This is a genomic window from Janibacter cremeus, assembly GCF_013409205.1.
Lineage (GTDB): Bacteria > Actinomycetota > Actinomycetes > Actinomycetales > Dermatophilaceae > Janibacter > Janibacter cremeus.
Map to the genome: position 1 here is coordinate 2,183,838 of NZ_JACCAE010000001.1, position 17,898 is coordinate 2,201,735.

At 69.0% G+C, this 17,898-nt stretch carries 16 protein-coding genes; 7 read left to right on the plus strand and 9 right to left on the minus strand.

Going from position 1 to position 17,898, the window contains the following annotated elements:
• Window positions 1-43: 43 nt before the first annotated feature.
• Both BJY20_RS10350 and BJY20_RS10355 read left to right on the plus strand, forming a co-directional pair.
• Window positions 44-1,354 (plus strand): acyl-CoA dehydrogenase family protein, encoded by a 1,311-nt coding sequence (locus tag BJY20_RS10350; protein WP_185991454.1) that lies wholly within the window; start codon window positions 44-46, stop codon window positions 1,352-1,354.
• 128 nt (window positions 1,355-1,482) lie between these two features.
• Window positions 1,483-3,273: a S8 family serine peptidase gene (locus BJY20_RS10355; protein WP_221935305.1), complete on the plus strand. Its 1,791-nt coding sequence runs from the start codon at window positions 1,483-1,485 to the stop codon at window positions 3,271-3,273.
• Between the two features lie 174 nt (window positions 3,274-3,447).
• Here BJY20_RS10355 and BJY20_RS10360 read toward each other — a convergent pair whose 3' ends face one another.
• From BJY20_RS10360 to BJY20_RS10395, 8 genes are all read right to left on the minus strand, one after another.
• Window positions 3,448-4,206 carry a helical backbone metal receptor gene (locus BJY20_RS10360; protein ID WP_185991455.1) on the minus strand — a complete coding sequence of 253 codons (759 nt, stop codon included), beginning with the start codon at window positions 4,204-4,206 and terminating at the stop codon, window positions 3,448-3,450.
• Between the two features lies 1 nt (window position 4,207).
• The gene (locus BJY20_RS15720; RefSeq protein ID WP_221935306.1) at window positions 4,208-4,534 is read right to left on the minus strand and encodes a DUF202 domain-containing protein; all 327 of its coding nucleotides are present in this window, start codon (window positions 4,532-4,534) and stop codon (window positions 4,208-4,210) included.
• Window positions 4,535-4,550: 16 nt separating this feature from the next.
• Window positions 4,551-4,916, minus strand: coding sequence for a DUF202 domain-containing protein (locus tag BJY20_RS10370; RefSeq protein WP_185991456.1), 366 nt, complete (start codon window positions 4,914-4,916; stop codon window positions 4,551-4,553).
• A gap of 21 nt (window positions 4,917-4,937) precedes the next feature.
• Window positions 4,938-8,207 (minus strand): fused isobutyryl-CoA mutase/GTPase IcmF, encoded by a 3,270-nt coding sequence (gene icmF / locus BJY20_RS10375; RefSeq protein WP_185991457.1) that lies wholly within the window; start codon window positions 8,205-8,207, stop codon window positions 4,938-4,940.
• 119 nt (window positions 8,208-8,326) lie between these two features.
• Entirely contained in the window at window positions 8,327-8,872 is a 546-nt protein-coding gene (locus BJY20_RS10380) for a MarR family winged helix-turn-helix transcriptional regulator (RefSeq protein ID WP_185991458.1), read from the minus strand.
• 49 nt (window positions 8,873-8,921) lie between these two features.
• Window positions 8,922-9,278: a CrcB family protein gene (locus BJY20_RS10385; protein ID WP_185991459.1), complete on the minus strand. Its 357-nt coding sequence runs from the start codon at window positions 9,276-9,278 to the stop codon at window positions 8,922-8,924.
• Complete coding sequence (locus tag BJY20_RS10390) at window positions 9,275-9,709, minus strand: fluoride efflux transporter FluC (protein WP_185991460.1); 435 nt, start codon at window positions 9,707-9,709, stop codon at window positions 9,275-9,277. The genes BJY20_RS10385 and BJY20_RS10390 overlap by 4 nt, the downstream gene beginning before the upstream one ends.
• Before the next feature lie 18 nt (window positions 9,710-9,727).
• Entirely contained in the window at window positions 9,728-10,945 is a 1,218-nt protein-coding gene (locus tag BJY20_RS10395; RefSeq protein ID WP_185991461.1) for a pyridoxal phosphate-dependent aminotransferase, read from the minus strand.
• A 79-nt stretch (window positions 10,946-11,024) separates the two neighbouring features.
• Here BJY20_RS10395 and BJY20_RS10400 point away from each other — a divergent pair, with 79 nt between their 5' ends.
• Window positions 11,025-12,365, plus strand: coding sequence for an MFS transporter (locus tag BJY20_RS10400; protein ID WP_185991462.1), 1,341 nt, complete (start codon window positions 11,025-11,027; stop codon window positions 12,363-12,365).
• Entirely contained in the window at window positions 12,362-13,816 is a 1,455-nt protein-coding gene (locus tag BJY20_RS10405; protein WP_185991463.1) for a pyridoxal phosphate-dependent decarboxylase family protein, read from the plus strand. The genes BJY20_RS10400 and BJY20_RS10405 overlap by 4 nt, the downstream gene beginning before the upstream one ends.
• A 67-nt stretch (window positions 13,817-13,883) precedes the next feature.
• Here the strand turns inward: BJY20_RS10405 and BJY20_RS10410 are convergent, their stop codons facing one another.
• The gene (locus tag BJY20_RS10410; RefSeq protein ID WP_185991464.1) at window positions 13,884-14,411 is read right to left on the minus strand and encodes a DUF421 domain-containing protein; all 528 of its coding nucleotides are present in this window, start codon (window positions 14,409-14,411) and stop codon (window positions 13,884-13,886) included.
• 105 nt (window positions 14,412-14,516) lie between these two features.
• On the opposite strand from BJY20_RS10410, the gene BJY20_RS10415 reads away from it, so the two are divergent.
• From BJY20_RS10415 to pntB, 3 genes are all read left to right on the plus strand, one after another.
• Complete coding sequence (locus BJY20_RS10415; protein WP_185991465.1) at window positions 14,517-14,738, plus strand: hypothetical protein; 222 nt, start codon at window positions 14,517-14,519, stop codon at window positions 14,736-14,738.
• A gap of 164 nt (window positions 14,739-14,902) precedes the next feature.
• Window positions 14,903-16,435, plus strand: coding sequence for a Re/Si-specific NAD(P)(+) transhydrogenase subunit alpha (locus tag BJY20_RS10420; protein ID WP_185992565.1), 1,533 nt, complete (start codon window positions 14,903-14,905; stop codon window positions 16,433-16,435).
• A gap of 3 nt (window positions 16,436-16,438) precedes the next feature.
• A complete protein-coding gene (gene pntB / locus BJY20_RS10425) occupies window positions 16,439-17,890 on the plus strand; it encodes a Re/Si-specific NAD(P)(+) transhydrogenase subunit beta (RefSeq protein ID WP_185991466.1) in 1,452 nt (483 codons plus the stop codon).
• Window positions 17,891-17,898 lie beyond the last annotated feature (8 nt).

The window sequence follows — 17,898 nt, forward strand, 5'->3', positions numbered from 1 at the left end:
ACGGCCGAGCCCGGAGCCACCGACTTACACGAAGGACACGACAATGATCGATCTCGAGGTTCCGAAGAAGTTCCGTCCGCTCATCTCCCAGGCCCGCGGTATGGCCGAGGAGGTCTTCTGGCCCATCTCGCGCAAGTACGACCGTGCCGAGCACGAGTACCCCGCCGAGCTCGACCTCGTCTCGGCCGTCATCGACGGCATGGCCGACGGCGGCGCCGGCCAGGGGGCGGGGGCCGCCAACACCACCCGCGCCAAGGACGACGGTGCACAGGAGGGCGACGTCGCGGCCGTCGGCTCCGGTCGTAGGAGCGCGAAGGGGGAGAAGGAGAACAAGAACGGCTCCAACCTCTCCTCGGTGCTCTCGATCCTGGAGACCTGCCGCGGTGACGTGGGCCTGACCCTGTCGATCCCGCGCCAGGGCCTGGGCAACGCGGCCATCGCCGCCGTCGCCAGCGACGAGCAGAAGGAGCGCTACGCCGGCAAGTGGGCCGCGATGGCGATCACCGAGCCCGACACCGGGTCCGACTCCGGCGCCATCCGCACCACCGCCACCAAGGACGGCGACCACTACGTCCTCAACGGCGAGAAGATCTTCGTCACCTCCGGCGAGCGCGCCGAGCTGGTCGTCGTGTGGGCGACCCTCGACCGCAGCCTGGGCAAGCAGGCCATCAAGTCCTTCGTCGTGCGCCGTGACAACCCCGGCCTGCAGCTGGTGCGTCTGGAGCACAAGCTCGGCATCCGCGCCTCCGACACGGCGGCCTTCGTGCTCGACGACTGCCGCGTGCCCGCCGAGGACCTCCTGGGTGACCCGGAGATCCGGATCTGGGCCCACGGAACCGGTGGCGACGGAGGAGCCAGCGGGTCTGGGGCGGGTGGCTTCGGTGGTGCCATGCAGACCTTCGACAACACCCGTCCGCTCGTCGCGTCGATGGCCCTGGGCCTCACCCGCGCGTCGCTCGACAGGACGACGGCGCTGTTGGCCGACGCCGGTGTCGTCGTCGACTGGGACCGTCCCGCGCACGTCCAGTCCGCCGCGGCCGCCCGGCTGATCGCGATGGAAGCGGACTACCAGAACGCCTACCTCCTGACACTGAGGGCCGCCTGGATGGCCGACAATGGCAAGCCGAACTCGATGGAGGCCTCGATGGCCAAGGCCAAGGCGGGGCGCACCTGCGTCGACGTCTCCCTCGCCTGCGTCGAGCTGGCCGGAGCCACCGGCTACGCCGAGACCGAGCTGCTGGAGAAGTGGGCGCGCGACTCCAAGATCCTCGACATCTTCGAGGGCACGCAGCAGATCCAGTTGCTCGTCATCGCACGTCGTGTCCTCGGGTACTCCAGCAAGGAACTGAAGTAGGACGCTCGGGGGCGCACACTCGCTGAGTGGCTCGTCCGCCGTTCGACGCGCATTCCCGGTCGATCGAGGTCATACTCGTCGAGTCGGTGATGGCAACGGAGCCATCCCCGAGACTGGGAGGAATGTGCATGCGACACCAACGTATGGTCTCGGTCCTGGGCGCGCTGTCGCTCGGACTGACCGGAATAGCGGCGACCACCAGCGCCACCGCAGCACCAACTGACAGCACCGGCTCGACCGCCTCATCCGCGTCCAACGGTCCGGAGCACTATGTGGTGCTCGCGGAGCGGGGCGGGAGCGCGGCCGACCTTGCCGAGCAGCTCGAGGCGAAGGGGGCGACCGTCACCTCTGTCAACGATCAAGTCGGCATGGTGATCGTGACCTCGACGGACGCCAACTTCGCCAAGAAGGCCCGGTCGATGAAGAACGTCTTCGGGGCCGCGTCGGAGGGTGTCGTGGGACGCTCGCCACGGGACCACAAGAAGGACGCGGTCGAGCGCCCGAATCGGGGACCGGGCTTCGGCGAAGGCAACGGCAAGAGCCCCGGCAACGGCACGGGCCATGGGCACCACAAGGGTCACCGGGCCGGTAAGTTCGCCCCCGATCCGTTGGACGACAAGCTGTGGGGCATGGACATGATCAACGCGCCAGAGGCGCAGAGGATCGACTCCGGTGACCGGCGGGTCAAGGTCGGCATCATGGACACCGGTGTGGACGCCAGCCACCCGGACATCGGGGAGAACTTCGACCACAAGCTCTCGCGCAACTTCGTCACGGACATCCCGGCGATCGACGGGCCGTGCGAGTACGAAGGCTGTGTCGACCCCGCGGACGTCGACAACGGCGGCCACGGCACCCACGTAGCCGGCACGGTCGCCGCCGTGAAGAACGGGATGGGTGTCTCCGGCGTAGCGCCGGGCGTGGGCATCGTCAACGTGCGCGCGGGCCAGGACGCCGGGTACTTCTTCGTCGGCCCGGTCGTCAACGCTCTCACCTACTCTGCTGATGCCGGCCTCGACGTGGTCAACATGAGCTTCTACGTCGACCCGTGGGCCTACTACTGCCACGGCGGCGCACCCGAGGACAGCCCGGAGGAGGCAGCCGAGCAGGACATGATCATCGAGTCGGTCTCGCGAGCCCTCAGCTACGCACACGACAAGGACGTCACGCTCGTGGGCGCCCTCGGCAACGCGGCCAACGACCTGGGTCAGCCGCTGACCGACACCTCGAGCCCGAACTACCCGGAGGGCAACGAGCACGAGCGCACCATCGACCCGGCCAACTGCCTCGACCTGCCGACGCAGCACGAGGACGTCATCGGCGTCTCCGCGGTCGGTCCGTCGGAGCGCAAGGCCTACTACTCGAACTACACGACGGACATCGACTCCGACCAGATCGAGGTGGCTGCCCCCGGCGGCGACGCCTACGACTGGCCGAACGCCACGGGCCCGAACCAGGAGAGCATGATCCTCTCCTCGGTCCCGGAGAACGTCGTCAAGGCCGAGGGCACGGTCGACGAGGACGGCAACATCACGGAGGCCGGCGAGGGCTCGGTCTTCAAGGACTGCCTGAAGCGCTCACGTCGGGGCAGTCACCGTGGCGAGTTGTGCGGGTACTACGAGTACTACCAGGGGACGTCGATGGCCGCCCCGCACGCGACGGGTGTCGCGGCGCTCATCGTCTCCCGCTACGGCAAGATGCACGGCAGGGCCGGCTACGGTCTCGACCCGGACCGGACGGAGAGCATCCTGAGGAGCTCCGCCCAGAACACGTCGTGTCCTGAGCCGCGCCTGTTCGACTACCCGGCTCCGATTCCGGACTCGTACAACGCGCAGTGCACCGGTGACGCGGACTTCAACGGCTTCTACGGCGACGGCATCATCGATGCCGCCGCCGCGATCGCCCCGAGGAGACGCTGACCGGGAGCCCACCGCGGAGTGGAGGTATACGCCCCGAGGATTCGTCTGCGCGTATGCCTCCACCCGAGGCGGCGAAGGGAGCCGGTCACCGCACGGTGACCGGCTCCCTTCGCCGTCGCTCGGTGGTTGAGGCGCGGAAGCCGTCCGCGGCTGACGCCTCGAAACCACGGGCCGCTACTCCCTGGCGAGCGTCTCGTACGCCTCGACCATCGCCGGGCCGTACCACGTCAGCAGTCGACCGCTGACCAGCCGGGTCGGAGCCTGCACGAAGGCCTCCGGACCGTCATCCACGGTGAACTCGTACGGCTCGTCCGGCAGGAGCACGAGGTCGACGTCATCCCGATCGATGTCGGCGAGGTCCACGTGTGGGTACCGCTTGTCGGGGTCGGCATCCGGCCCCGCGTAGGCATTGCTCCACCCGAGCCGGGACAGCAGGTCGGTGGTGTAGGTCCGCGGCCCGACGACCATCCACGGGTCACGCCAGATGGGGACGACGAGGCGACCGCGCGGAGTGGGTGGTGGGGTGCCCCAGAGCTCCTCTGCATGTTCGAGCCAGTCGGGGACCGGCTGCTGCAGGGCCTCGACGAAGAGCCGGCGCATCGACGTCAGGGCCGAGGGGACGTCCTCGATGTCGGTCACCCAGACCGGGATCCCGCGGTCGCGCATCCGTCGCACGTCGAGCTCGCGGTTCTCCTCCTTGTTGACCACGACGAGGTCGGGCTCGAGGCCGGCGATCACCTTCAGATTCGGGTTCTTCGTTCCGCGCGCCCGCGTGACGTCGAGGTCCCCGGGGTGGGTGCACCAGTCGGTGGCGCCGACGAGCACCCCCGGGCAGGAGGCGGCGATCGCCTCGGTCAGGCTCGGCACGAGGGAGACGACCCGCTGCGGGGGAGGTCCCGGCTCGAGGGTGGCTCCGAGGTCGTCGGTGGGCATCTCAGTCTCCTGGAGTGACGAGGGCAAGCAACTCGGTCAGGGCCATCGCGACGATGGCCAGGGCGAGGGCGAAGGGGGCGCGACCGTCGCGTCGTCGGGCCGTCTCGCCGGGTGAGAGGTCGTAGCGGTGCCACCCGAGGACGAACGCCGCAACCGCGAGCCCCGCGGTCCCCAGGAAGAGCAGCAGGGCGACCACGCCGAGTGTCTCGGAGGAGTGCCGTGCGATGACTGCGGCGCCGGCGATGCTGGCGAGGGCGGTGCGCTGCCAGGACAGGGCCGTCCGCTCGGGCTGGGCGCCGCGAGGGGACGCGGTCGTGAACTCACTCATGGGTGCAGCTCCTGCATCAGAGCACCACCACGACGACCGCGAGGATCGCGGCGACGAGCAGCACGACGCAGGTGAGCACCACGGCCAGGGCTCCCATGGACGGCAACGGTGTCTCGTGCCGCATGGCCCGCTCGGCCCTGGCCCACCGCACGAATGCTGTGGCCGGCGTGATCACTCCCAGTCCGAGCAGCAGCGCCGACAGTCCGTGCACCACCCCCTCGGAGATGCCGAAGTCGATGACGTTCACGGCGACGCCGGCGGCGATCAGCGCGAGGGTCGTGCGCAGCCACGCCAGGAAGGTGCGCTCGTTGGCCAGCGAGAAGCGGAAGTCGGGCTCATCACCCTCGGCGTAGACCCACGCGGGCCAGCGGTCGGTGCTCACGCCCCTCACGCTACCGATGCCTCACACGTTGCGCCGGTACTGCCCGCCGACATCGAAGAAGGCCTCGGTCACCTGTTGGAGGGAGCACACCCGTGCCGCGTCCATGAGCACCGCGAAGACGTTCGCATCGCTCGTGGCGGCCTCCTTCAGGCGCTCGAGTGCTGCGGCCGCCTCGTCACGGTGGGTCTCCTGGAAGGAGTGCACGCGCTCCAGCTGCGAGACCTTTTCCTTCTCGGTGGCGCGAGCCAGCTCGATCTCATCAGGCTCCCCCTTCTCCCCGTCCTCACGGAGGAAGGTGTTGACGCCGACGATCGGGACCGAGCCGTCGTGCTTGCCGTGCTCGTAGACGAGGGACTCGTCCTGGATGCGACCGCGCTGGTAGCCCGTCTCCATCGCGCCGAGGACGCCGCCCCGGTCATTGATCCGGTCGAACTCCAGCAGCACGGCCTCCTCGACCAGCTCGGTCAGCTCGTCGATGATGTAGCTGCCCTGCAGCGGATTCTCGTTGTAGGACAGGCCCCACTCGCGGCTGATGATCAGCTGGATGGCCAGGGCCCGACGCACCGACTCCGTCGACGGGGTCGTCACGGCCTCGTCGTAGGCGTTGGTGTGCAGGCTGTTGGCGTTGTCGTAGAGCGCGTTGAGGGCCTGCAGCGTCGTGCGGATGTCGTTGAAGTCCATCTCCTGGGCGTGCAGCGACCGGCCGGAGGTCTGGATGTGGTACTTCAGCTTCTGGCTGCGCTCGTTCGCGCCGTACTTCTCCTTCATCGCCACCGCCCAGATGCGGCGCGCGACCCGGCCGAGGACCGAGTACTCCGGATCCATGCCGGAGGAGAAGAAGAAGGACAGGTTCGGTGCGAAGTCGTTGATGTCCATCCCGCGGGCGAGGTACGCCTCGACGTACGTGAAGCCATTGGCGAGGGTGAACGCGAGCTGGCTGATGGGGTTCGCCCCGGCCTCGGCGATGTGGTAGCCGGAGATGCTCACCGAGTAGAAGTTGCGCACGCCCTGCTCGATGAACCACTCCTGGATGTCGGCCATCATCCGCAGCGAGAACTCTGTGGAGAACAGGCAGGTGTTCTGCCCCTGGTCCTCCTTGAGGATGTCCGCCTGGACGGTGCCGCGGACGGTCTGCAGCGCGTGGGTGCGCAGCTCCTCGGCCTCCGCGCCCGACGGCTCGCGGCCCTCGCGCTCACGGAAGAGGTCGACCTGCTGGTCCATCGCCGTGTTGAGGAAGAAGGCGAGGACCGTCGGCGCCGGCCCGTTGATCGTCATCGACACGCTCGTCGTCGGCGAGACGAGGTCGAAGCCGGAGTACAGGGCCTTCATGTCGTCGAGGGTGGCGACGGAGACGCCGGACGTACCGACCTTGCCATAGATGTCGGGGCGCTCACCCGGGTCGCGCCCGTAGAGGGTGACCGAGTCGAAGGCCGTGGACAGGCGGGTCGCCGGCTGCCCCTGGGAGAGCATCTTGAAGCGACGGTTGGTGCGGAAGGGGTCACCCTCGCCGGCGAACATGCGCGCCGGGTCCTCGTTGTCCCGCTTGAACGGGAAGACGCCGGCGGTGAAGGGAAACACCCCGGGCAGGTTCTCCGAGCGCCAGTAGGTGACGAGCTCGCCGTGATCGCTGGTCTTCGGCAGGGCGACCCGGGAGATCTTGTTGCCGGAGAGGGACTCCTTGGTCAGCTTGGTGTGCAGTTCCTTGCCCCGGATCGTCACCACCTGCTCGTCGCCCTCGTAGGACTTCACGACCGAGGGCCACCCCTCGATCTGGTCAGTGATCTCGGTGGGCATCTCCGCGCGGGCGGCATCGAGCAGCTCGTCGACGCCGTGCCCGTCCTTGCCGGCAGCAGTCAGCTCGTCATCGACGAGGGCCAGACGCTGCACCCGGCGGGCGTTGTCGGCAAGCTGCTGGGTCTGCTCGTGGTACCCGCGGACGGTCTCGGTGATCTCCGCGAGGTAGCGCACGCGAGTGGTCGGTACGACCTGCCCGAATCGGGTGGAGTACTTCGTGTCGACACGCTGGAGCTGGCCCTCGTCGACCGAGAGGCCCTTCTCGGCGAGAAGGTCGCGCAGGTGGTGGTAGAGACCGGTGACACCGTCGTCGTTGAAGGTCGCGGCGGAGGTGCCGAAGACCGGCATCTCCTCGGGCTTGACGCCGAAGGCCTCCCGGTTGCGCACCAGCTGGCGGGCGACATCGCGCAATGCGTCGGCAGCGCCGCGGCGCTCGAACTTGTTGATCGCGACGACCTCCGCGAAGTCGAGCATGTCGATCTTCTCCAGCTGGCTGGCCGCGCCGAACTCCGGCGTCATGACGTACATCGGCACGTCGACGTAGGGGATGATCGCGGCGTCGCCCTGACCGATGCCCGGGGTCTCGACGACGACGAGGTCGTAGCCCGCGGCCTTGGTGATGTTGATGACGGTCTGCAGCGAGTCGGGGATCTCGCGCTCGCCGCGGGTGGCGAGCGACCTGAAGAGCACCGGAGAGGATCCTGCGCTGCTCTCGCCGAGGGAGTTCATCCGGATGCGGTCACCGAGCAGCGCTCCACCGCCTTTGCGGCGGGTGGGGTCGACGGCGATGACCGCGACGCGCAGCTTGTCCTGCTGGTCCACACGGAAGCGACGCACCAGCTCGTCGGTGAGCGAGGACTTTCCCGAGCCGCCGGTGCCGGTGAGGCCGAGGACGGGCGCGCTGGACTTCTCGGCGGCCTTGGTGACCCCGTCGAGGAAGGCACTGTCGAGCGCGTCGAGCTCGGCGCCGGAGATCGCGCGCGCGACGGCAGCGCGCTCACCGGCGAGGACCTGGTCGAGCGTCGTCGGACCGATCTGCCAGACGTTGGTGTCGCAGTCGGCGATGAGGGTGTTGATCATGCCGGGCAGGCCGAGACGTTGGCCGTCCTCGGGAGAGAAGATCGTCACGCCGGCCTTGCGGAGCCGGTCGATCTCCTCCGGCACGATGACGCCGCCGCCCCCGCCGAAGACCTGCACGTGCCCGGCGCCCTGCTCGCGCAGTAGTTGGGTGAGGTACTCGAAGTACTCCACGTGCCCGCCCTGGTAGGACGAGACGGCGACTCCCTGCACGTCCTCGTCGATCGCCGCATCGACGACCTCCTGGACGGAGCGGTTGTGCCCGAGGTGGATCACCTCGGCGCCCTGGCTCTGCATGATCCGCCGCATGATGTTGATCGAGGCGTCATGTCCGTCGAAGAGCGCGGACGCGGTCACGAATCGCACCGGGTTGGTCGGGGAGTGCAGCTCTGGCTTGGCGGGCTTGGCGGGCGCAGACATGAGGGAACCTCGTCATCGAGTAGTCGGTACCCGACCAATACTAGGACATCCAAGCATTTCTGTGCGACCCCGCTCTGCGGTGCAATCCAAAAGGCATACGGCCCTTGGTCGTTCGTTCCTCACTCCCTGAGTCGGGCCGCATCCCCTTTGGCGTGCACCGCGGTCACCTGCGCCACCGTGTCCCCGTGGGTGGCGCGAAGGGAGGTGAGCAGCTCGGTCGCTGCCGCGACCTGGTCCGGGTCCAGGCCGGGGGAGGTGAAGACGCGCGCGTTCAGGTCCGCCGTGGCCGCCTCGACGACCTCGGCCCCCTTCGTCGTGAGGGAGGCGAGGACGACCCGCCGGTCACGCTCGAGGCGCAGGCGCTCGGCAAGGCCCTGCTTCTCCAGGCGGTCGACGGCGCTCGTGACGCTTGTCGCGTGGACCTGCAGCAGCGAGCCGAGACGGCTCATCGGCATCGACCGTCGGCGGCTGAAGGCGAGCAGGCGCAGGATCTCGTATCGGGCGAAGGTCAACCCGTGGGGGCGCAGCACGTCCTCGACCCGCTCGACGAGGAGCTGCTGGGCCCGCGTGATCGAGGTGATCAGGGCCATGCCGTCCGCGGCGTCCGCCCAGCCGTGGGACACCCACTGCTGGCGCGCCTCGGCGATCGGGTCCCGGTCGGTCATGGCCTGATCCTAGGACGTCCACGCATCGGTCGCCGAGTGGTGTCGGACCTCAGGTCGTCAGCCACCAGCCGAGCGAGGCGAGCGCCACCCCGAGCACGAGGCTGACAACGAGGTCGGTCACGGCATGGCCGACCCGCTGCTCCCGCACGGCCGCCGTGATGTGGAGCGCGTGACTGGCGAAGGTCGTGAAGCCGCCGCAGAACCCGACCCCGAGGAGCGGGAGGAGCCAGTCGGGGCCACCGGAGGTGACGACCCCGGCGACGAGCCCGAGCAGGAGCGACCCGGGGAGATTGACCAGCATCGTTGCCCCGGATGCGGTGGCGCCCCGGCGTCGGGCCGCGGTGGTTACCTCGTGACGGCCCAGCGCGCCGAGGGCGCCGCCGATGCTCACGAAGAGCCAGGTCACAGCTCGTCCTCGTCCGCGATGTGCTCGGTCAATTCGGGCAGGAACACGAACCAGCGCTCTCCGATGAGCAACCCGGCCAAGCTCGCACCGACGCCGAGGACGATCGTGGTCACGACGTAGCCGAGTGCGGACACCACACCCTGGTCGTCCATGACCGTGTGCGCGTCCAGCGCGAAGGTCGAGTACGTCGTCCACCCGCCGAGCAGGCCGACGGCAGCGAAGGGTCGCACCAGTGGGTGGCCCATCCGTGCCGACAGCCAGGCCACGAGCAACCCCATGGCAAGGGCCCCGGTGACGTTCACCGTCAGCGTCGCCCAGCCCCACCCGGGTCCGGCTGCGGGCAGGGATGCCCCGACCCACCACCGACCGAGCGTGCCGAGAGCACCGCCAGCCAGCACGGCGAGGCGGGTCCCCTCCTCTTTCATGGGCATGTGCTCATGGTCACCTGCTCACGACCGCTTGGTCTCCAGGAAGTCCGCGATCCGGCCGATGGCCTCGGTGAGGACGTCCTCGTCGGGAAGGGTCACCAGGCGGAAGTGGTCCGGTTCGGGCCAGTTGAAGCCGCTCCCGTGGGTGACCAGGATCTTCTTCGCCCGCAGCAGATCGATGACGAAGGCCTCGTCGTCCTCGATCGGGTACACCTCCGGGTCGAGGCGAGGGAAGCAGTAGAGCGCGCCGCGCGGCTCGACGCACGAGACGCCGGGTATCTCGTTGAGCAGCCGGGAAGCGAGCTTGATCTGGTCGTGGTAGCGCCCGCCGGGCACGATGAGCTCGTCGATCGACTGGTATCCGCCCAGGGCGGTCTGGATCGTGTGCTGCGCCGGGACGTTGGAGCACATCCGCATGTTGGCCAGCAGGGTCAGGCCCTCGAGGTAGTCCTGCGCCAGGTGCTTCGGTCCGGAGATCATCACCCAGCCGGCACGGTAGCCGCACACACGGTAGGCCTTGGACAGGCCGGAGAAGGTGAGGCAGAGGACGTCGTCGCCGGCGTACTTCGCGGCGTGATGGTGGACGGCATCGTCGAAGATGATCTTCTCGTAGATCTCGTCCGCCATGACCACGAGATCGTGCCGCCGCGCGATGTCGACGAGGCCGCGCACGATCTGGGGCGAGTAGACGGCGCCGGTCGGGTTGTTGGGGTTGATGATCACCAGGGCGTGGGTGTTCTCGGTGATCTTCGACTCGATGTCGGCCAGGTCGGGGTTCCACCCGTTGCTCTCGTCGCAGCGGTAGTGCACCGGGGTGCCTCCCGCGAGCGAGACCGCGCCGGTCCACAGCGGGTAGTCCGGGGCGGGGATGAGGATCTCGTTGCCGTCGTCCACGAAGGCCTGCAACACCATCGAGATCAGCTCGGAGACGCCGTTGCCGATGTAGACGTCCTCGACGGTCGTGTCCTTCAGCCCCTTGGACTGGTAGTACTGCGCCACCGCGGTCCGCGCCGAGTAGATCCCCTTGCTGTCGACGTACCCTTGCGAGCCGGACAGGTGCCGGGTCATGTCGGCGACGATCGCCTCGGGGGCCTCGAAGCCGAAGGGCGCGGTGTTGCCGATGTTCAGCTTCAGGATCTTGTGGCCCTCGGCCTCGAGGCGCTGGGCCTCGACGAGGATCGGGCCGCGTACGTCGTAGCGTACGTCCTTCAGCTTTAGGCTCTGGCGGATCTGGCGCATGTGCGTGATCCTCTCACTCCCTCCGGACGGGTCGCGCAGGATCCACCCCATGTGGATGACTGGTGAGTAGCATCGCGCCATGGAGGCATCTTCGGCAGCGCTGCCGGCGCGGGTGCGGCGCGGCTACGGTCTGGGCTCGGTGGTCACGGGCGCCTTCCCGACCGTGCCGGGACTGCTGCTGCTGCCCTACCTCACCGACCGTCTGGGGATCGCCGCCGGACTGGCCGGCCTGATCGTCCTGCTGCCCAAGGCCTGGGACGTCCTGCTCAACCCCATCGCCGGGCGCATCTCCGACCGCAGCACCCACCCGGACGGGCGCCGGCGTCCGTTTCTCCTGCGCGGCGGCATCGCCCTCGCGGTGCTCTTCGCCCTCCTCTTCGCCGGACCGACCTCGCCACAGGGGCTCGCCGCGACCTGGGTGGTGCTGCTCTTCCTCGCCTGCGCGAGCGCCTACGCGTTCTTCCAGGTGCCGTACGTCGCGATGCCATCCGAGCTGACGAGGGACTACGGCGAGCGCACCCGCCTGATGACCTGGCGGGTGGTCGTGCTCTCCCTGGCGATCCTCGTCTCCGGAGGGTTGTCCCCGGCACTGCGGGACGCGCTGGGCCCGCACTGGGGGTACCCCGCAGTGGGGGTCTTCGTGGGCCTGCTCATCCTCGGTGGCGCCGTGGGCGCGTGGTGGGCGACGAAGGGGGCCGCGCCGGTCGTCCACGTCACCGCCAGCGGGTCCCTGCGGGACCAGCTGCGGATCGTCGCCCGGGCACGGGACTTCCGCGCGCTGCTGCTGACCTACTCCGTGCAGGCGCTCGCGACCGGCGTCATGCTCGCCGGCGTCGACTACACCGCGCGCTGGGTCCTCGGGAGCCCGGGGGCCTCCACCTACCTCTTCGTGGCCTTCGTCGCGCCGGCGTTGGTCGTCACTCCGTTGTGGGAGCGAGTGGGGATGCGTACGGGCAAGCGGCCGGGATTCGTCGCCGCCACGGTGTGCTTCGCCGTGGGTGCCCTGCTGGTGTGGGTCCTGCGCGACCACGGGATCGGTGCGATCGCCGGGGCGATCGCGCTCGTCGGCGTCGGTTATGCGGGCGCGCAGATGTTCCCGCTGGCGATGCTTCCCGACGCGGCGGCCGTCGATGCCGACCGCACGGGGGAGAACCGTGTCGGGGTCTACACGGGGGTGTGGACGGCGGTCGAGACCCTCGGGCTGGCCTTCGGCCCCGGGGTCTACGCGCTCGTGCTCGTGGTCGGTGGCTACGTCTCCTCGACCGGAGGCGTCGTGGACCAGCCCGACTCGGCCCTGACCGCGATCGTCCTCGGCTTCAGCGTGCTGCCGGCACTGCTCTTCGTCGCCTCCCTGCTCCTCCTGCGCCACTACCGGATCGACGAGGCCGCCGTGCTGGCGGCCGGGAAGGACCTGCCATGAACCCGAGAGCCACGCCCCTCGACTGGAGCCGTGCGGCGGGAGCCGACGAAGTGCGGGCCGCGCTCGCGGACCTGCGCGCGGGGGACCTGCCCACCCACGGCGGCCGGACCCTCAGCTATGTCTACGACTCGGGGATGGCCGCGGTCGACGAGATCGGACGCGAGGCACTCACCGCCTTCGCCGCGTCCAACGGCCTGGACCCGACCGCCTTCCCGTCACTGGCCAGCATGGAGACCGACCTCGTGGGTCTCGCCCGTGACCTGCTCGACGGGCCCGCGAGCACGGTCGGTGTGGCCACCTCGGGCGGGACCGAGTCGCTCGTCCTGGCCGTGCTCGCCGCCCGGGACGGCAACCCGCAGATCACCCGCCCGCAGGTCGTTGCCCCCGAGACCGTGCACGCGGCCGTGCACAAGGCCGGCCACCTCCTGGGAGTCGAGGTGGTGACCGTGCCGGTGGACCCGCACACCTTCCGACCCGACCCCGACGACATGGCTGCGGCCGTCACGGACTCGACGGTCCTGCTCCTGGCCTCGGCGCCGTCGTACGCGCACGGGGTGATCGACCCGGTCGAGGAGATCGCGGCGGTTGCTGCTGCGCGGGGCATCCGCTGCCACGTCGACGCGTGCATCGGTGGCTGGGTGCTGCCCTTCCTCGAGGGCCTGCCGCCGTGGACCTTCGCCGTGGAGGGCGTCACGAGCATCTCCGTCGACCTGCACAAGTACGCCTACACGCCCAAGGGGATCTCGCTGCTGCTGCACCGGGACCCTGCGCTTCGTCGCGGCCACTTCTTTGCCTGCGCGGACTGGCCCGGCTACACGGTGCTCAACACGACCCTCCAGTCGACGAAGTCCGGCGGCCCCCTCGCCGCGGCCTGGGCGGTCGTGCACGCGATCGGGCGCGACGGCTACGGCGAGCTCGCCCGCAGCGTCCGGGACGCGACCCTGCAGGTGGCCGCCGTCGTGGACGAGATCGATGGGCTGCGCGTGGTCGTCGCACCCGACTCCACGCTGCTCGCCCTCGCGACGGACGAGCGCTGTGACGTCTTCACCATCGCGGACGAGATGGGCTCGCGCGGCTGGCTGGTCCAACCGCAGATGTCCTTCGCCGGACACCCGGCGACGCTGCACCTCTCCCTGTGCGCGGCCACCGCCACCCGGGTGGAGGAACTGGTCTCGGCACTGACGCAGGCGTCGGCCGAGGCGGTGCGAAGGGGGCCGGTCCGGGTCGATCCGCAGCTTGCCGCAGCGGCCGAGGCCCTCGACCCCGCCGGGCTCGATGACGCAGCCCTCGACGGGCTCCTCGCCATCGCGGGGCTGGTCGGCGACGGTGGTGGCGTGGAGGTGCCCGAGCGCATGGCCGAGGTCAACGCCCTGCTGGACATCGCCCCACCGCCGCTGCGCGAGGCGCTGCTGACCGCAGTCCTCGATCGGCTCACCCGGACACGACCCTGACACCGTCGGGCCCGACATGGCTCAGCCGCGTGTGCGGTGAGGCCCTGGGGAGGCGACGCGGCCCCTGTCAGTTCTCGCGAGCCACGAAGGGGGTCACGCTGGAGGAGTCCCCGATGTCGTCGCGGCCGATGACTCCGAGGCTTCCGTCGCGCAGGAGCAGCACGGTGTGCACCTCCTCGAGGGAGCCCTTGCCTGCACCGCGCACGGCTTCGTGCACGTCGTCGTCGATGAGTCGGTGGCGACGAAGGGCGCGATCGCGCATCCGGCCGTCCTCGTAGAGCACCACGGGCGGGTGGTCCAGGAGTCGGCGGAAGAATGTCGACCGGGACCGCAGCCACGCCAGGAGCCACTGCAGGGCGATGAGGAAGACCAGCAGCCAGAGCAGCTGACTGACCGTCGACTTCTCTGCCGTGAGGACGCGGCCGAAGGCCGACCCGAGAGTCACTGCGAGGACGAAGTCCAGCGGGCTCATCTTGGACATGGTGCGTGGCCCGGTGGTGCGCAGCAGCAGCACCAGGGCGAGGTAGCCGACGCTCGCCATGAGCGTCACCTGGATCAAGGGCGTCCAGCCGTTCCAGAACAGAGGGGATGTCATCCCGGCACAGTGGCACACCCCGCTGGGCGTCTGCATGCCAGGAGTGCCTGAGCGTTTGCACAGGACCGTCGTACCTCGCAGCAGCCCTTTGGCTGGCCTAGTCTGGTGACCTGCCCGCAGCCGCGGGTACGCCCCTTCGCCTCGGAGGTCACGATGGTCCGGCTGCTCATACCGCTGCTGCTGATGTCCGCAGCCGGTGGCCGCGAGCCCGCTGAGCACACCGTCTGGGATGACGAGGACGAGGCTCGCGAGGCAGCCTTTGATGCCGCGGAGGCAGCGGAGGCAGCGGAGGACGACGATACCGGGAGCGCACCGCCCCAGGAGTGAGTCCTGCGGCGCGTGGCCCGCCTGTGCCGCTCCGTGAGACGCACCGCCGTCTCACCACGTGGCCCTGTGATCATCATCCCCATCACAAAGTCGTGGGTTTTGCTGTGCACTGTCGTAGGTTGCGCATCGACCCACACCCACCACACCCCAGTACTGGAGTGACGATGCGAATTGGCGTACCCAAGGAGTCGAAGGCCGGGGAAACCCGTGTTGCCGCGACTCCCAAGACCGTCGCGCAGATGATCAAGCTGGGCTACGACGTGATCGTCGAGCCCGGCGCAGGAGAGGCCTCGGCCTACCCCGACCAGGGGTACGTCGATGCCGGAGCGAGCCTCGGTGAGAGCGCGGAGGTGTGGGCCAGCGACATCGTCGCCAAGATCAACGCCCCCACCGACGGCGAGGTGCCGCAGTTGCGTTCGGGGACGGTCTTGGCCTCCCTGCTGGCGCCTGCCCTGAACCCGGAGAAGGTCGAGGCGCTGCGCGAGCAGGGCGTGACCGCGATGGCGATGGACGCCGTGCCGCGGATCTCGCGGGCGCAGTCCCTCGACGTGCTCTCCTCGATGGCCAACATCGCGGGATACCGAGCCGTGGTCGAGTCCGCGCACGAGTTCGGTGGTCTGTTCACCGGGCAGGTCACGGCCGCGGGCAAGGTCCCGCCGGCCAAGGTCCTCGTCTGCGGCGCCGGCGTGGCCGGTCTCGCGGCGATCGGCGCCGCCGGTTCCCTCGGCGCGATCGTGCGCGCATTCGACGTGCGCCCGGAGGTCGCCGAGCAGGTCGAGTCGATGGGCGCCGACTTCCTCGAGATCGACGTCCAGCAGGAGATCTCCTCGGATGGCTACGCGAAGGAGGCCTCCGAGGACTTCAACGCCAAGGCCGCCGAGCTGTATGCGCAGCAGGCGCAGGACGTCGACATCATCATCACCACGGCCCTGATCCCCGGCAAGCCCGCTCCGCGGCTGATCACCGAGGAGATGGTCGCCTCGATGAAGCCGGGGTCGGTCATCATCGACATGGCTGCCGGTACCGGTGGCAACGTCGCCGGCTCCGTCGCGGACGAGCGGGTCGTCACCGACAACGGTGTGCGCATCATCGGCTACACCGACCTGGCCGGCCGCCTGCCCACGCAGGCCAGCCAGCTGTACGGCACCAACATCGTCAACCTCCTGAAGCTGGTCACTCCGGAGAAGGACGGGCAGGCCGCCCTCGACATGGAGGACACCGTCGTGCGTGGCATGACCGTGACGAGGGAGAAGGAGACGCTCTGGCCACCGCCACCGGTGCAGGTCTCGGCCGCACCGGCAGCGCCCGCGGCCAAGGAGCCCGCGCCGGAGCCTGAGCCGAAGAAGCCGGTCGACCCGAATCGCAAGTTCTGGCTCATCGGCGGCGCCGCCGCGCTGTTCCTCGTCGCGGCCGCATTCATGCCGGCGGCCTTCCTGTCGCACTTCATTGTCTTCGCGCTGGCCGTCGTCATCGGTTTCTACGTCATCGGCAACGTGGCCCATGCCCTGCACACGCCGCTGATGTCGGTGACCAATGCGATCTCCGGGATCATCGTCGTCGGCGCCCTGCTCCAGGTGACGTCGTCGAACCTTGCCATCCAGGTGGTCGCGGCAGCAGCGATCTTCTTTGCCAGCATCAACGTCTTCGGTGGCTTCACCGTCACGCAGCGGATGCTCAACATGTTCCGGAAGGGCTGAGTCGTGCTTTCCACAGTCGTCACCGCCGCGTACATCGTCGCGGCCCTGTTGTTCATCCTCAGCCTCGCCGGGCTGAGCAAGCACGAGTCCGCCAAGCACGGCAACTGGTTCGGCATCGCCGGCATGGTCATCGCCCTCGTGGCCACCATCGCGCTGGTCGTCAAGGGCGTCTACGACGGGCCCGGTGCGGCCCTCGACGCCGGCAAGTGGGGCCTGGGCGTGCTCGTGGTCACCATGGCCCTCGGTGGGGCCATCGGTGTGCGGATCGCCCGTCGCGTCGAGATGACCGGTATGCCGGAGCTCATCGCGATGATGCACTCCTTCGTCGGTCTGGCCGCCGTGCTCGTCGGTTACAACTCCTTCCTCGGCGCGCACGGGGACTCCGCCGAGGCGGTCGCGGCGCACCGGGCGCTCGAGGCCATCGACATGGTCGGGATCCACAACGGGGAGGTCTTCGTCGGCGTCTTCATCGGTGCCCTGACCTTCACCGGCTCGATCGTGGCCTACCTCAAGCTCAGCGCGAAGATGAAGTCCGCGCCGCTGGTACTGCCGATGCGCCACTGGCTCAATCTGCTGGCCGTACTGGTCTCGTTCGCGCTCGGCGTGTGGTTCGTGGTCTCGCCGTCGCTGCTGCCGCTGGCGATCATGACCGTCATCGCGCTGGCCTTCGGGTGGCACCTGGTCGCCTCCATCGGTGGCGGTGACATGCCGGTCGTCATCTCGATGCTCAACAGCTACTCGGGCTGGGCCGCGGCCGCGGCGGGCTTCATGCTCTCCAACGACCTGCTCATCGTCACCGGTGCGCTCGTCGGTTCCTCCGGTGCCTTCCTCTCCTACATCATGTGCAAGGCGATGAACCGCTCGTTCATCTCCGTCATCGCCGGTGGGTTCGGTGCCGACGCGCCGGCCGCCAGCGGAGACGAGGACTACGGCGAGCACCGTGAGACCAACGCCGAGGCAGTCGCCGAGATGCTCGGGGATGCTTCCTCGGTCGTCATCACCCCCGGGTACGGCATGGCCGTGGCCCAGGCGCAGTACCCGGTCGCCGACCTCACGGAGCAGCTGCGGGCGAAGGGCGTGGACGTCCGGTTCGGCATCCACCCGGTGGCCGGTCGCCTGCCCGGCCACATGAACGTCCTCCTCGCGGAGGCGAAGGTGCCCTACGACGTCGTGCTCGAGATGGACGAGATCAACGACGACTTCCCGGCCACGGACGTCGTCCTGGTCATCGGCGCCAACGACACGGTCAACCCGGCCGCGGCAGAGGACCCGAGCAGCCCGATCGCCGGGATGCCGGTCCTGGAGGTCTGGAACGCCAAGGACGTCATCGTCTTCAAGCGGTCGATGGCCACCGGCTACGCCGGGGTGCAGAACCCGCTGTTCTTCAAGGACAACACCCAGATGCTCTTCGGTGACGCCAAGGAGCGGGTCGGGGAGATCCTCAAGTCGATCTGATCAGCTCA

What these genes read in the sequence shown, in the direction of transcription:
- BJY20_RS10350 (WP_185991454.1), top strand. Translation starts at nt 44, where the DNA reads ATGATCGATCTCGAGGTTCCGAAGAAGTTCCGTCCGCTCATCTCCCAG.
- BJY20_RS10355 (WP_221935305.1), top strand. Translation starts at nt 1,483, where the DNA reads ATGCGACACCAACGTATGGTCTCGGTCCTGGGCGCGCTGTCGCTCGGA.
- BJY20_RS10360 (WP_185991455.1), bottom strand. Translation starts at nt 4,206, where the DNA reads ATGCCCACCGACGACCTCGGAGCCACCCTCGAGCCGGGACCTCCCCCG.
- BJY20_RS15720 (WP_221935306.1), bottom strand. Translation starts at nt 4,534, where the DNA reads ATGAGTGAGTTCACGACCGCGTCCCCTCGCGGCGCCCAGCCCGAGCGG.
- icmF (WP_185991457.1), bottom strand. Translation starts at nt 8,207, where the DNA reads ATGTCTGCGCCCGCCAAGCCCGCCAAGCCAGAGCTGCACTCCCCGACC.
- BJY20_RS10380 (WP_185991458.1), bottom strand. Translation starts at nt 8,872, where the DNA reads ATGACCGACCGGGACCCGATCGCCGAGGCGCGCCAGCAGTGGGTGTCC.
- BJY20_RS10390 (WP_185991460.1), bottom strand. Translation starts at nt 9,709, where the DNA reads ATGCCCATGAAAGAGGAGGGGACCCGCCTCGCCGTGCTGGCTGGCGGT.
- BJY20_RS10395 (WP_185991461.1), bottom strand. Translation starts at nt 10,945, where the DNA reads ATGCGCCAGATCCGCCAGAGCCTAAAGCTGAAGGACGTACGCTACGAC.
- BJY20_RS10400 (WP_185991462.1), top strand. Translation starts at nt 11,025, where the DNA reads ATGGAGGCATCTTCGGCAGCGCTGCCGGCGCGGGTGCGGCGCGGCTAC.
- BJY20_RS10405 (WP_185991463.1), top strand. Translation starts at nt 12,362, where the DNA reads ATGAACCCGAGAGCCACGCCCCTCGACTGGAGCCGTGCGGCGGGAGCC.
- BJY20_RS10410 (WP_185991464.1), bottom strand. Translation starts at nt 14,411, where the DNA reads ATGACATCCCCTCTGTTCTGGAACGGCTGGACGCCCTTGATCCAGGTG.
- BJY20_RS10420 (WP_185992565.1), top strand. Translation starts at nt 14,903, where the DNA reads ATGCGAATTGGCGTACCCAAGGAGTCGAAGGCCGGGGAAACCCGTGTT.